General features: G+C 30.7%; 16 protein-coding genes and 2 pseudogenes. 13 read left to right on the top strand and 5 right to left on the bottom strand.

Annotated features, from left to right (window positions below; all coding sequences use genetic code 11):
- Positions 1-86: 86 nt before the first annotated feature.
- Positions 87-806, top strand: coding sequence for a metallophosphoesterase family protein (locus ACFVRR_RS18530; RefSeq protein ID WP_387331555.1), 720 nt, complete (start codon positions 87-89; stop codon positions 804-806).
- Between the two features lie 49 nt (positions 807-855).
- Here the strand turns inward: ACFVRR_RS18530 and ACFVRR_RS18525 are convergent, their stop codons facing one another.
- Complete coding sequence (locus ACFVRR_RS18525) at positions 856-1,752, bottom strand: DMT family transporter (RefSeq protein ID WP_387331553.1); 897 nt, start codon at positions 1,750-1,752, stop codon at positions 856-858.
- A gap of 272 nt (positions 1,753-2,024) precedes the next feature.
- Here ACFVRR_RS18525 and ACFVRR_RS18520 point away from each other — a divergent pair, with 272 nt between their 5' ends.
- The 5 genes from ACFVRR_RS18520 (at position 2,025) to ACFVRR_RS18500 (ending at position 5,480) form a co-directional block, all read left to right on the top strand.
- Positions 2,025-2,552, top strand: a complete 528-nt coding sequence (locus ACFVRR_RS18520; RefSeq protein WP_387331551.1) for a dihydrofolate reductase family protein — start codon at positions 2,025-2,027, stop codon at positions 2,550-2,552.
- Positions 2,553-2,880: 328 nt separating this feature from the next.
- Positions 2,881-3,567, top strand: a complete 687-nt coding sequence (locus ACFVRR_RS18515; protein ID WP_387331549.1) for a Dph6-related ATP pyrophosphatase — start codon at positions 2,881-2,883, stop codon at positions 3,565-3,567.
- A gap of 177 nt (positions 3,568-3,744) precedes the next feature.
- On the top strand, positions 3,745-4,020 hold the full coding sequence (locus ACFVRR_RS18510) for a DUF4190 domain-containing protein (RefSeq protein ID WP_387331547.1): 276 nt from the start codon (positions 3,745-3,747) through the stop codon (positions 4,018-4,020).
- Between the two features lie 162 nt (positions 4,021-4,182).
- Entirely contained in the window at positions 4,183-4,554 is a 372-nt protein-coding gene (locus ACFVRR_RS18505) for an iron chaperone (protein WP_387331545.1), read from the top strand.
- A 371-nt stretch (positions 4,555-4,925) separates the two neighbouring features.
- The gene (locus ACFVRR_RS18500) at positions 4,926-5,480 is read left to right on the top strand and encodes an AAA family ATPase (protein WP_387331543.1); all 555 of its coding nucleotides are present in this window, start codon (positions 4,926-4,928) and stop codon (positions 5,478-5,480) included.
- A gap of 34 nt (positions 5,481-5,514) precedes the next feature.
- Here the strand turns inward: ACFVRR_RS18500 and ACFVRR_RS18495 are convergent, their stop codons facing one another.
- A complete protein-coding gene (locus ACFVRR_RS18495) occupies positions 5,515-6,282 on the bottom strand; it encodes a divergent polysaccharide deacetylase family protein (RefSeq protein WP_387331541.1) in 768 nt (255 codons plus the stop codon).
- Positions 6,283-6,691: 409 nt separating this feature from the next.
- On the opposite strand from ACFVRR_RS18495, the gene ACFVRR_RS18490 reads away from it, so the two are divergent.
- Positions 6,692-6,976, top strand: a complete 285-nt coding sequence (locus ACFVRR_RS18490) for a PspC domain-containing protein (protein ID WP_097977912.1) — start codon at positions 6,692-6,694, stop codon at positions 6,974-6,976.
- A 58-nt stretch (positions 6,977-7,034) separates the two neighbouring features.
- Here ACFVRR_RS18490 and ACFVRR_RS18485 read toward each other — a convergent pair.
- Positions 7,035-7,208: pseudogene (locus tag ACFVRR_RS18485) on the bottom strand (helix-turn-helix domain-containing protein); the annotation flags it as partial.
- A gap of 364 nt (positions 7,209-7,572) precedes the next feature.
- On the opposite strand from ACFVRR_RS18485, the gene ACFVRR_RS18480 reads away from it, so the two are divergent.
- On the top strand, positions 7,573-7,884 hold the full coding sequence (locus ACFVRR_RS18480) for a hypothetical protein (protein ID WP_387331539.1): 312 nt from the start codon (positions 7,573-7,575) through the stop codon (positions 7,882-7,884).
- A 109-nt stretch (positions 7,885-7,993) separates the two neighbouring features.
- Here the strand turns inward: ACFVRR_RS18480 and ACFVRR_RS18475 are convergent, their stop codons facing one another.
- Complete coding sequence (locus ACFVRR_RS18475; RefSeq protein WP_387331537.1) at positions 7,994-8,863, bottom strand: metallophosphoesterase; 870 nt, start codon at positions 8,861-8,863, stop codon at positions 7,994-7,996.
- A 174-nt stretch (positions 8,864-9,037) separates the two neighbouring features.
- Here ACFVRR_RS18475 and ACFVRR_RS18470 point away from each other — a divergent pair, with 174 nt between their 5' ends.
- From ACFVRR_RS18470 to ACFVRR_RS18460, 3 genes are read left to right on the top strand one after another with little or no spacing between them, the layout of a single operon-like run.
- Complete coding sequence (locus ACFVRR_RS18470) at positions 9,038-9,682, top strand: response regulator transcription factor (protein ID WP_387331732.1); 645 nt, start codon at positions 9,038-9,040, stop codon at positions 9,680-9,682.
- Positions 9,679-11,070, top strand: a complete 1,392-nt coding sequence (locus ACFVRR_RS18465) for a sensor histidine kinase (protein ID WP_387331535.1) — start codon at positions 9,679-9,681, stop codon at positions 11,068-11,070. The genes ACFVRR_RS18470 and ACFVRR_RS18465 overlap by 4 nt, the downstream gene beginning before the upstream one ends.
- Complete coding sequence (locus ACFVRR_RS18460) at positions 11,031-11,171, top strand: peptidoglycan-binding domain-containing protein (RefSeq protein WP_387331730.1); 141 nt, start codon at positions 11,031-11,033, stop codon at positions 11,169-11,171. The genes ACFVRR_RS18465 and ACFVRR_RS18460 overlap by 40 nt, the downstream gene beginning before the upstream one ends.
- Positions 11,172-11,405: 234 nt before the next feature.
- Here the strand turns inward: ACFVRR_RS18460 and ACFVRR_RS18455 are convergent, their stop codons facing one another.
- The gene (locus ACFVRR_RS18455; protein ID WP_387331533.1) at positions 11,406-12,542 is read right to left on the bottom strand and encodes a hypothetical protein; all 1,137 of its coding nucleotides are present in this window, start codon (positions 12,540-12,542) and stop codon (positions 11,406-11,408) included.
- 203 nt (positions 12,543-12,745) lie between these two features.
- Here ACFVRR_RS18455 and ACFVRR_RS18450 point away from each other — a divergent pair, with 203 nt between their 5' ends.
- Both ACFVRR_RS18450 and ACFVRR_RS18445 read left to right on the top strand, forming a co-directional pair.
- Entirely contained in the window at positions 12,746-12,940 is a 195-nt protein-coding gene (locus tag ACFVRR_RS18450; RefSeq protein ID WP_387331531.1) for a peptidoglycan-binding domain-containing protein, read from the top strand.
- Positions 12,941-13,114: 174 nt separating this feature from the next.
- Positions 13,115-13,228 (top strand): annotated as a pseudogene (locus tag ACFVRR_RS18445) (hypothetical protein); the annotation flags it as partial.
- Between the last annotated feature and the right edge of the window lie 358 nt (positions 13,229-13,586).

The following is a 13,586-nucleotide window of genomic DNA, read 5'->3' as shown; positions in this document are numbered from 1 at the left end:
CAAATAAATGTTTGCTAGTTTAAAAGGTATAATTAGATTAGGTCTTTGATGTAAAATGCAAATGTTTGAGAACAGGAGGAAGCTTCATGACAAAAATAGCAATTATTTCCGATATACACGGAAATAAAACTGCGTTAGAAGCAGTTTTGAAAGACATTCGCTCTAGAGAAATTGAGAGGATTTTTTGCTTAGGTGATCTAATTGGTAAAGGGCCTCAAGGCTCAGCGTGTATAGAGCTCGTTCAAAAAAATTGCGAAAAAGTAGTTCGTGGCAATTGGGATGTATTTATTCAGTCACCTGCAGAAAATGATTTTATTCAATGGTTTAGAGACCGATTAACAGAAGAAGACTATCAATTTCTAGCTTCTTTACCATTTCATATTGACCTTGAATTAAATGGACAATTAATCAGGTTTTTTCATGCTTCACCAAGGAGTGAATTTGAGAGGATTTTACCATTCCATCCAATTGAAAAACGGTTAAGTATGTTTGAAAATAGTGAGATAACAAATGCAAACAAAAACGATAAGACTCCTGATATCATCTTTTATGGAGATATACATACTACCTTTTTGGAAACTTTTAAAAACGGAATTTTATGCAATGTTGGAAGTGTTGGAAATTCCCTTGATTTAACTTCAGCGTCATATGCGATTCTTGATGGTTCTTATTCAACGAATTCAATCCAATTTGTAAGGGTGGAATATGATAGGGAAGCTGAACTTATGATTGCCGAAGAGTTAAAATTACCGGATCTAGATAAATATCATGACGAAATAATGTTCGGTAAATACAGAAATTCATAATCTAAAATTAAAAACAGTGGGAAATCCTAACTTCCCACTGTTTATTTTATTATTTAGCTGTTTTTTTCAAAAATGGTTTTGACAGTTTCAATGAATGGTTTTCACTGACAAATGTTGAACTTAATAGCAAGACCCCACCAATCATTTGAACAATTGTCATTTTCTCTTGTAAGAAAACAGTTGACATTAATAAAGAGGTGATTGGATCAACATAACTTAATGCTGCTATACTTTGCCCGTTTAACTTCTGCATACCTGAAAAGAATAATAAGAACCCAATGCCCGTGTGTACCATCCCTAAGATTATTATAAATGGAATTGAAGAAACTGACATTTCCAAAAGCCCGAATCCTTCAGTAATGAATACATATGGAATGAGAAGTGATGATGCTGTTCCAAGCTGGATAAGTGTAATTTCTAAGCCATCCATGTTTTTAATAAACTTATTGAGTAGCATTAGAGAAGCGTAAAACACAGCAGCTAATAATCCATAACCAATCCCAATAAAATCTTCTAATCTAGCCGTGCTTAACCCACCACTAGCAACAACTAATAACATACCGAATATGGATATGACAATGCAAATTAATTTCTTAGTTGATAATTTTTCTTTTAGTACGAATGGAGATAAAATTAGGACAAAGACTGGTGCAAAATAATAACTTAGTGCCGCGTTTGAAACAGTCGTATATTTATAAGCTTGGAAAAGGAAAATCCAATTTCCACCCAATGTAATACTAGAAAGTAACAAAATATAAGCATTATTTTTTACTAATGCCCATGATATTTTTTTCTTACCGATAAGCATGTATGTTATTAAAAATAAACTACCAATTAAACCACGCAATAAAGCTATTTCACTCGAAGCTAAATCAATGTATCTTATAAATACGCCAATCGTACCAAAGATCGCCATTGATAGTAGGAATTGAATTTTAGATTTCATCGTCTACTCCTTCGAATCTACGAAACAGCTTATATTTCGCAGATTCTTAATCTGTTTTTAATATAAGCTCACTTAGTGTTGCTTGAACAGCAGGAGTGAACGGTGGTGGCGGTGAAGTTGAAAATGGTTTCCAAATATATAAATTAAAAGAAGATAAAGGCATTTCGATTCCCCCTATTTCAAAAGCATATTATTGTTACATTCAATTATACTAGATTAATGAATAGGTAATGAACTAAACAAACATCAAAAATAATGATAGGAGATTTAATATGGAAAAACAACGTAAAATTATCTTATACATTGGTACGTCTATTGATGGTTATATAGCAAATAATGATGGAACGTTAGAATGGCTAGAAACAACAGAAGTAGAAGGAGACTCTGGCTATCATACACTTTTAGAAAGAATTGACACTGTAGTAATGGGTAAAGCAACATATGATGTCGTTCGTGGATTTGATATGGAGTATCCTTATAGTACATATAAAAACTACGTGTTTTCAAAATCTGCAACCGGATCAGATGAATATGCTACTTTTATAGATGAAGATATTAAAACTTTTATAAAGGGTTTAAAGCAAAAACCTGGTAAAGATATATGGTTTGTTGGTGGAGGAAACCTAGCTAGAGAATTTTTTAAAGAAAATTTAATTGATGAATTTCAACTAGCGATCGCTCCAATCGTTTTGGGGAAAGGAATCTCTCTTTACACGGGTGATGACATTACCCAAAAATACACTTTAACGAAAGTAGAAAAATTAGGTCAACTTGCTATGCTTCATTATGTTAGGAGGTAATCTTAATTACATGTCCCCTTATTAGTGGTCTGCAGTAGCAGATCTTTTTATTTGCTTAATTAGGAGCTTTTAAAAAAGATTAAAATTATTGGCTAACTATAGCTATGAGGAGGTGTTTAATTTAGATTCTATTAGATATAAATTAGCTAATTCCATGAAAAGATCGACTTTTTTCAGTCTTCTTATTTTCGTAACAATTGGTTGAATAAATAACAAGGGAGGCTGAATATTTTGTCGAGTATTAAGATTAGTATTAAATTAATTTTTTAAAAAATTGTACTTCATATAAATATAGTGAAAAATTCATTAGGATAAGGGAGTAAGTTGAATGGTAGAAACTGTAAACTGGAAAAATAATGCTATTGGACGTAAATTTATAACTTCTTTTAGTGGAGGGAAAGATAGTGTACTGGCTTTATATAAAGCTATGAAAATAGGGGAAGCGGTTGGATTAATCGTTATGCTAGAGGAAGAAGGGAATCGTTCTAGATCCCACGGAATGCCTCCCGAAATAATACGCGCTCAAGCTGAATCAATCGGTTTACCTGTTTATACAGGGGTGGCAAGTTGGCAGGAATATGAAAAAGTATTTACACAACTATTAGAAAATGCAAAAAATCAAGGAGCAGATGTATTAGTAACGGGTGACATTGATATGCCTACTCAAGATTGTTGGCATGATAAAGTTACAAAAAATGTTGGATTAAAGCTTGGTATGCCATTATGGGAAATGAATCATCGTGAAGCTGTCGATGAGTTTATAAATAAAGGTTTTCAAACGATTGTTGTATCAGTCAACTTAACGTTAGGAATGCGGGAAGAAGATTTAGGACGAACGTTAACTCACGAATACGTGAAGGAGATTAAAACGCGAGGTATTGATCCATGCGGAGAAAGTGGTGAGTTTCATACAACCGTGATAGACGGACCGATTTTTAAATATCCAATTTTAGTTAAGAAGTGTGAGATTATTAGGGACGGAGAATATGCTTATTTACCTTTAGAACTTGCATAATTGAATTAGGAATATAGTTAAAGATGGAAAAAACATAAAAATCCCCCAAATTACAAAAATAAGTTGGTAGTGTAATATTAAAATATAAATAATAGATTGGTAATTATACACTATTTTAGAATTAAAATTTTTATTATTTATATTAAATCTAATTTTAAATTCATGGGGGATATTGAATTGGGAACAACAAATAGTAAATCTATTTCTTCATTAACTTTAGGCGTATTATCGATCATCATACCTTATATTGGGTTTATACTTGGTATAATTGGTCTATTTATTTCTAGAAAAAGTATTACCGAAATTAATCAATCGAATGAAAAAGGGAAAGGTCTAGCAATTTCCGGCAGGGTTTGCAGTATTGTTGGAATAAGCATACAGACAATTTTAATTATCATTTTAGTTTTAGGAATTATTACTTTTTTTTCAATGAATGATAATATGACTTTTTAATGAGAACATAATAAAAAAAAGGTTTTCTAATGAAAAAAGTAGAGAAATAGTTTTTAATTATGATTAAACATTAAAGCGACTTTGACTGTTTAGATTTAAATGTATATAGTTTAAATTAAAGTCCTACATATCTACATAATTTTGGATTGAGGAGGTACGGACATGGAAGTTTTTGCAGAATATTTAGCAGGTATTGATCATCCAGACCACCGTGAGCGAACGGCTGAAATTTTGAATTGGATTTCGAATAAATTTCCTAGCCTAGAGCCACAAATTAAGTGGAATACGCCGATGTTTTCCAATCATGGCACATTCATCATTGGCATTTCGACCGCGAAGCAACATATGAGTGTATCACCTGAAGAAAAAGGCATTGTTCAATTTGCCGATGAAATTGCAAATGCTGGCTATAGTGCTACAAAAGGTTTGTTTCGTATTCCTTGGAAAGTCCAGGTTAATTATGAATTACTTGAGAAAATGATTGACTTCAATATTCAAGATAAAGCAGAATATACGTCTTTTTGGCGTAAATAATGTTTCTTATTTCTTAAACTAGTTGGTAATGATTAAATTTAATAGCAGAACGATTAAATAAAAATAGGAGCTGATTAGAACAGCTCCTATCAGTGTGTAGACAGAGTATTAAAAACTTGACTTTCAGACTGATTGCAAGCGCTTGTCTTTCGAGGCGCGAAGCCTGGTGAGGAGCGGAGTTACCTTAGACGGTAATGAGCACCGCAGATAGGCGAAGCAACGAAGAAAGCGAGCGTTTGTCAACAGTCTGATAGGAGCTGATTAGAACAGCTCCTATTTTTTTTACATAAAGATTTAAATAATAACAAGGTCATTTTAAGGACTAAATCGAATAATATAGAATCAATTTTTTAAGATAAGTGGTGATTTAAGTGGAAAATAGCCTACCAAATAAAATACATATCATTGGTTCAGTTGGGAGTGGAAAGACGACATTAGCTAGGCAGATGTCCAAAAAGCTAAATTTACCTTATTTTGAGTTAGATAATGTTGTATGGAAAAGGCAAAAGGGTCAAGAAGATATCAGGCGTTCCGAGCAAGAAAGAGAATGCTATTTAGATACACTCATTCGTTCGAATACATGGATAATTGAAGGTGTTCATAATGAAGAATGGGTTAGCAATAGTTTTCAAAATGCAGAGTTGATTATTTTTTTAGATACGAGCTATTCTGTTAGAACCTACCGAATCATTAAAAGATATTTCTTACAAAAACTTAAATTAGAGAAGTCAAATTATAAACCGACACTTAAAATATTCTTCAAAATGTTTAAATGGAATAAGTATTTTGAAGAGGTGGGGAGACCAACATTTTTTAAAAAGTATAAAGATTTCAATGATAAAATATTGGTCGTTAATAATATAAATGAGGTTGAAGATTATTTTAAAGAACAACATAGATCAAAAAATATAGGAATCGCAAAATAGCGGTTCCTAATTTTTTGTTTATCGCAGTAAGTTTTTAATGTAATGGGATGGGTAGGTTTTCTACTAATTCTGATAAAAATACAAATTTAGCTTCTTCTTTAATTTTAGGTATGTATTCCTTTATTACATTTGAGGTAATTTCGCCTGGTTCTCCTACATGTCCAATCGCAATCATAGTTGGTTCGACTTTTACTTTTTCTAATAATAATCGAGTTTGTTTTTCTATATGCTTATAGGTGTATAAATCATCGAAAAATAACTTGTTTTCAATGACCGGCACGCCTATCTCATCTGCAATTTTAGTAACTACGCTCCGATAATTCGTTTTACTATCGAAAAAAAATAGGCCCCTTTCTTTACACGCAGTTAGGACAATGCGCATTACTCTCTCATCGGAAGTTGCCTTTGAACCCATATGATTATTTATTCCTATTGCATATGGGACGTCATCAATTGCGGCTAGAACTCTTTTTCGAATTTCGTCATCACTTAAGTTGGTCTTAATCGGATTTGGACCTAACCAACTTGCTTTCCCTTTTCTTGGTTCCATTGGTAAATGAACTATTACTTCATAGCCTTTAGAGTGAGCGACAGTTGCATCCTTTTTAGTAGTAGGTAAAAAAGGCATCACTGCAACTGTTAATGGGATTGGTAGTGAAAGCATTTGGTCCGTTCCTTTCATGTTATTACCAAAATCATCAATCACTATAGCAAGCTTATGATTAGGCTCAGCAAGTACTGAAGAGCAGGTAGTAGATAGAGCTACTAATATAGAGAAAATAGAAGTAATCCAAAGCTTCATCGGTAAATCTCCTTTTCCATTAATTACTATGCTCTTCTATTTTCTGTGATTATAAAGAAAATAACCGTAAAAATTGAAAAGAAACTAAAATGTTTAAATACAAAAAGGAAATGTGATTTTTATGCTCATTTTAAAAAAGGAACTTTAATTCTGTTGGCGAATGTAATTAAGTTAAAGTTTTGCTTTCATCTTAGGAGGTATTATGAAAGATTTTCATTGCTGCGCAACCTGCCAGCATTTTATAACAAAGAAACAAGTAAAAGGGATGAAATATTATTGTAGTAGATTGGGTTTTGAAACAATGACGACCTATAAGTTTAATTGCTGGAGTCCAAATGAGAATGTGAAGAAATTGATAAATAAGTTCAACGTGGACCGATAGACTCACAAACAAAAAGAGGAAGATAAAATGAATAGAAATAGGTTATATAAATCGAATACAGATTATGTATTTTTAGGTGTATGTGGAGGAATTGCAGAAGCTTTATTAATCCCATCAATTCTTGTAAGATTGGTATTCTTATTTTTGCCAGTATCACTTCTAGTCTATCTAGTTTTGGGAGCGCTGATGGGAAATGATGATTTTTATTATGTTGAAAATGTAAGAAAAAAGAGTAGGTTTAAAACAGTGATACTTGCTTTTGTATTTACTGTAATCGTAATAGTCATTTTATCAAATTTAGGATTTTTATGAACTAACTCAAACAAATAAGGATGACCAAAAACTAAAATCCTTAATTAAAAGGTCATATTTAATTTTCTAAATAATGATATAGAGTAGATTTACTAATCCCAGTCTCTCTTTTAATATCTTCAAGTGTATATTTTTTACTTTCATACATAACGATCGCTCGTTTTACATTTTCATCAGGTTTTTTAGGACGTCCTGAAGTAACTCCTTTTTGTTTGGCTTCATATACTCCCTTTTATAAACGAAAATATTGGACATTAAGTAAAGGTTTCTTCATTTTGAAGAAGCTTTTTTAATTAGGGATTTTTAAATTTTGAATCGGCTACACTGAGTTAGACAATTAATTTAAGGTCAAGATTTCCCATGCTAATGTAGAACCAATCGATAATTTCCAGATCAGACTAGTTATATTTTCAGATGAGTTCAGTGATTTTGTTTCTACCATAAGCACCTCTTATAGAAAATTCTATTTTTTTATATTATCCTCTCAAATTAAATCTAATAAGTATAAGATGTCTATAAGAATAAATAAGAAATTGAAAACTTATAATAGTGTTTAGCTAATAGACAACAACAAAAAATAGAAATGGGTTGAAGGAATGATAACAGTCTTATTTGAATATAAGTTTGAAAAGAAGTTTTTAGAGGATTTTAAATCAAGATTAAGAAAGTCAGCACATCCAAAATTTCATTCAGAGGCCTCAAATATTGAAATGAATTTTATGCAAAGAGAAGATGAGCAATATTATTACATCAATTTATTTATTAAATATAGAAGTAAAGAAGAATATGAAGAAAGAACCAGGTTTGAAAGAAGTCAGGTTGAATGGAATGAAACATGGTTTCGTAAAGACATTACCCATGAACTATTATCAGTAACAATCTGGAAGGATTTTAGTCCAATGTCCTAAAATGTTCATTGCAACATGATTCTTTTACTTTACGAAAATTTTGTGAACTTGGTGATAAAGGATAATTTTTATGTACCCGCAAGGAATTCATATTTCCTTGCGGGTTTTATCATTTTTTCGTTAAAGTAAAAACTGAAATTTCTGGTACACTAAAAAATCGAAACGGAAGCCTTGTTGTTCCTATACCCCGATTAACGTATAAGTTCATAGGTTTTATATGATGATTTATTTTATATAACCCTTCAGTATAAATAGTTGCTAATGGCGGAGTATAAATTGCTTCGTGAAATGGAAGTTTAACTTGTCCACCATGACTATGGCCAGAGAGTTGTAAGTCTATGGGATACTCTTTAAGTCGTTCTGCCACATCAGGTTCATGGACTAGTAAGAGATTAAAGGCGTTTTTTTGTATATTTTTAAATGCTTCAGCCGGATTTGGTCTTCCTAAAAGATAGTCATCCAAACCAATAATATTTAGTTTACTATGATCTTTTAAGACGATTTCTTTCTGTTCATTTTCTAAAACGGTAAAACCAGATTTTATAAAAACCGATGATGAGATTTTCTTCCCTGCACCACCTACGTCATGATTTCCGTATATAGCATATTTACCATACTTTGCTTTTAATCGTTTAAGCACAGCAGGGATTTGATCTAATTTATTGTATAAAGCGCTATTATCAATTAAATCACCAGTAAACACAATTATATCAGGATTTTGTTTATTAATTTGTTCGACAACATTAGTTAATTGCTTTAATGTATAATGAGCACCTAGATGGCTATCACTAAATTGAACAATTTTCATTCCTTCCATCTGTTTTGAAACGGAAGTTGATGAGATTTTTATTTGATTTACATCTAACATTTTTGGTTCAATACTTTTTGAATAACTATATAAACTAATAGTGAAAATTAATAATATCAACGTAAAAACTATTAATCTTCTAACTACCTTTCGAAATATGGTATATTTCATATCTATAACCTGCCTTTATGAATGAATTGATACAATTAAAATTGTAAATAAAATAAATAGAGTACTGACTAAAATTTCAATAATCCTCATATTATCACTCCCCCTAGAAAACAGTTTAAGCTCCTTTTGTTACATGAACGTGACAAAATAAGCTAATGAACGGAGGAATTAAAAATCAATATTTTAATCGCTGATGATGAAAAAGATATGTTAAAAATCTTAGAGGCATATTTCAAAAAGGAAGGATACAACGTTTTCTTAGCGGAAGACGGAGAACAGGCTATCGAAATCTTTTATAGCGAAAAAATTGATTTAGCTATTTTAGATTGGATGATGCCTTTTAATAGTGGAATTAATGTTTGTAAAGAATTAAAGAAAAATGGTGAAACAAAAGTATTAATGCTGACAGCTAAAAGTGAAGATGAGGACGAATTGCAAGCACTAAAACTAGGGGCTGACGATTATGTACGAAAGCCATTCCATCCGGGTATCTTAATTACTAGAGCTAAAAAATTACTAAAAGAAGAGCATCATATTGTAATTGGTAATTTAAAAGTAGATTTTAAAGGTAAAATCGCATTTAAAAACGAGGAAAATTTAAATTTAACGAAAAAGGAAATTGATTTACTAAACTGTTTTGTACGTAATCGCGGAAATATTTTATCACGTGAGGATTTATTAGTGAATGTATGGGGTATTGATTACGATGGGGATGATCGAACGGTGGATACCCATATAAGAAGATTAAGAGAAAAAATAGGAGAAGACCTTATTCAAACACATCGAGGTTTAGGATACAGTCTTATAAAAGAAAAATGAATCGATTAGGAAGAAAAATATCGATCACAATTACCGTATGTATTCTTTTTGTTTTTATTTTTTATCTTATTATTAATTCGTTTTTATTACCTAAATATTACTTATTTCAGATGAGAAATAGAGTACATGACCTTTCAACTGCGATAAACAAGATGCCTAGCCTTGAGTTTAAACAGTCAATTAATCATTTGGAACAAAAAAATAATGTAACAATCGCTTATGAACCAATTCAAACTAATTTAGACCAGTTTAATGGAATATTAAGAGATAAGTTATATCAAAAAAGAGTAACCTTAAATAAATTTTGGGTTACAGAACAAACACTAAACCAAGTTGAAAGTGGTAAAAGAATTAGTAAAATCTATGATCAAGGTAAGTTGAAATCTAGTTTTTTAGTCGATTTTATTCAAAAGGATAATGTATTCATTGTAGTCGGTGTTTCTATTGTATATTTAAGTGATGCTGTTCATATCGTTAATAAGTTCACCATTTATATTATGGTTTTCTTGATTTTAATGCTGATTTTAATGGTTTGGATTTGGTCAAAAAAAATAACAAATCCATTAAAAGAATTAAAAGATATTTCTAAAGAAATCGCTCAATTGGATTTTAAAAAGGCAAAAATTTCAACAAATGATGAAATCGAAGAACTTGCTAAAAGTATAAACGAAATGAGTGACAAATTGAGGATTGCCCATGATGATTTAAATCAACGGAATGCAAAATTAAAAACATTCATTTCAGATATATCTCATGAACTTAAGACTCCATTGGCTTTAATCAAAGCTTATTCTGCAGGCATAAAAGATGGAATAGATGATGGAACTTATGTTGATACGATTATTAAACAAACTGATCAAATAAACCGATTAATCGATAAATTATTAGAGTTATCAAGAATTGAACGTGAAATATTACATATAGAAAAATTTGACTTAATTCAGCTTTTTGAAACTAGTTTGGAGAACTTTGAAATCGAATTGAATCAAAATAATATCATTTTAATAAAAGATTATATTAGTACGAATCAACTAAATATTGAAGTAGATCGTGACCAAATTGAAAAAGTATTTAATAATTTAATTAGTAATGCAATTAAATATACAAAAAATCCGGGAATAAATATTAAGATTTATGAGGAGAATGAGGAAATTGTATTCATGATTAATAATGAAACAAATCTTAAAAATTCTACTCAAATTAAGCAAATCTGGGAACCTTTTTATGTTATGGAGGCTTCCCGAAATAAACATTTTACAGGTACAGGCTTAGGTCTAGCAATTGTAAAATCAATTTTAACCCGTCATCAGTTAAAACATGATGTGAAAATAATAGATGGAACCATTCAATTTTCAATTCATTTTCCAAAACCCAAGCACTTAAAGTAGATAATATCTATGGAGAAAAAACTTTAGCAACAGTTAAAGAATTTCAGAAGAAGAATAATTTAGTTGGTGACGAGAAGACTTGGAGTAAGTTTTTAAAGTAAAGAAAAACCCTCTTAAGAAATTAAGAGGGTTTACAACTTTAAGAAAATATTAGCTCTTTTTATCATTCGTAATTAAAATTACTGTAGTTATTACTATCAGCCCACCTACATTAACTAAATCTGTAAGAAAATTATTATGTTCAATTATCAAATTAGTAATGGTCATAGTTAATAACATTAGTAACACAATAAAAAAGGAGAATTTATTAATTAACTTAATAATATTTTTCATAGTTACTCCACACATGCTGATACTATAGCAGTTATACCAAAAAATTGAAGCAATGCACTTTTTAATTCAGGAGCTGTTGTAGCTGAAGCACCTTTTACTGCTCTCTCCCAAGCGTACGTTTTTGTATATCCTAGTTTTCTATAATTTTTGTAGTAATTAATTGCTGTTTTAACAAATTTACTAGTTCCTCCTAAAGCTTTAATCGCGCTTTTTACCTTTAGTATTTTGCTGGGAGCCCATGCGAGACCTATAAGTGCTACAGTTACAGCTGATATGCAACCAAGTACTCCGTACGGCTGTATAGTATATTCACTGTCTTCATTAATAATTATGGGATTATTAACAATCTCAGGGTTATTTAAATCTTCTAGTATATTTCTGTTATCAATATTTAGTTTAAACCAATTAATAATTTCATCTGTACCTTGTGACACCACTTCATCAGGAATTTGTTTAATTGCTTTTGCTGCGTCTTCATAATCTTTAAGATTATCTAGTTCTTCGTAAGTTAAAATTTTAGTTAGATCTTCTACAGGAATTGCAGTTGTAGATGCATATGAAATGGGACTTGAACCATCTTCAAAAACAGCAGTTACTCTAACATAGTATTCTATTGATTGAGCATAATTTAATCCGCCACTATTAACTTCAAACGCTTTTTCATATAAGTATGTTGGATCAATAGAAAATTCCTCGCCACTACCGTCACGTTTAAAATTTACCTGGTCGGCATCAATTTGTTCAGCAGTAGGAAACATTCCTTTACCTTTTGTTGTCCATGATGTTTTATCTGCTGGAACATCCCAGTAACTATGTATCGATCCATTAAATAAGATTACCTGGTATTTTGTTACACCTGTTACGGGCTTCCAAGAAACATTTAAATACCCTGTTCCAGTACCGTTTTCATTAGAAAATGCTTCTACAGTTGGCATTGGCATTTGAGGGTACATATCATTTACTGCTCTACCTTGGACAATCGGAGGTGCGGGTAAACTAGTTTGAGTGTTTACTTGATTAATAGTGTTTTCTAGATTTACCTTAGAAAATTCCTCTGCATGAGATTTCATTGGAATGATAGATCCTAAAATTGCTGTTGTTATTACAGAAACAGTAGCTTGTTTAAATAATTTTTTCATGTAATACCTCCGACTTGTAATTTAATTGGATATATTGTCCAATTTAAACGTTACTATAATAATAGCGGTAGCATGATTCCTTATTTGAAACTCATTGTTTCAATTTAAAACAGTATGTTTTAATAAATGTTATTATTAGTGTGTTGTTGCAGTGCTTTTTAATATGATTCATTAAAACTCCAAGTAAAAAGGATCTTTCCAGAATGATGCTGAGATGGTCCTTTTATCATTTGTGTAGAATTGAAATATTTAATTCATTTTCCGAAACCCATTGCCTTGCAGTAGATAATATCTTTGGAGAAAAAACATTAGCAGCAGTAAAATCGTTTCAAGAGAAGGAAGGTTTAGTTGTTGATGGAGTAGTTGGCGAGAAGACTTGGATTAAAATATTTAAATAAGTACAAAGGGAATGATAAAAACAGGCCCTTTTATTCTTGAAATTATCTATTTAGATATTTTTTTATGTGTTTTAAAAAAAAGTAAATAGCAATGACTAAACAACTCATTACACAAAGGAGTGAAAGTGTAAGTATTAAAAAAGGATGCAAGTAACTGACCTCCTAATTATTTATTTTAAAGTAGCAGCCCAAATAATTGAAAATGCAGGTGATGCAACAGATCCTAATTATGCAGAAAAATTGATTAGTACGATTGAAAAAAATAATCTTACTATTTACGATGTAGTCCCTTATCCAGGTAAGCTAATTAAAAAAGGATCTAAAAATAAATTTGTAGGCATGGTGCATCGTAAGTTATATATATTAAGGAATTTAATTATTTATTTTTTTCAGTAGTATTGAAATATCTTTTTTAAAAATGGATATTAGTGTAATTAAACAGATATCCAATGAAAACATTACTATATTAATAGATGTAGTGTGAGTCCTTATTTGAGATAGCATAATTCATTTAAGATTCATACCTAGGTTCTTTAACTTGATATATTTAAAAAGTAATCAAGTTAATTAACATATGAAACCTCCTAACTTTTATATGTTAAACAGAAAAGAACCATTCCAGAAGCAGCGGAATGGTTTATTATAT

Origin of the sequence: Gottfriedia sp. NPDC057948 (genome assembly GCF_042887255.1) — a bacterium.
In the GTDB taxonomy this organism is placed as follows: Bacteria; Bacillota; Bacilli; order Bacillales; family Bacillaceae_G; genus Gottfriedia.
Note: the sequence above shows the minus strand (reverse complement) of the source record. Positions and strands in the feature narration are given on the sequence as shown.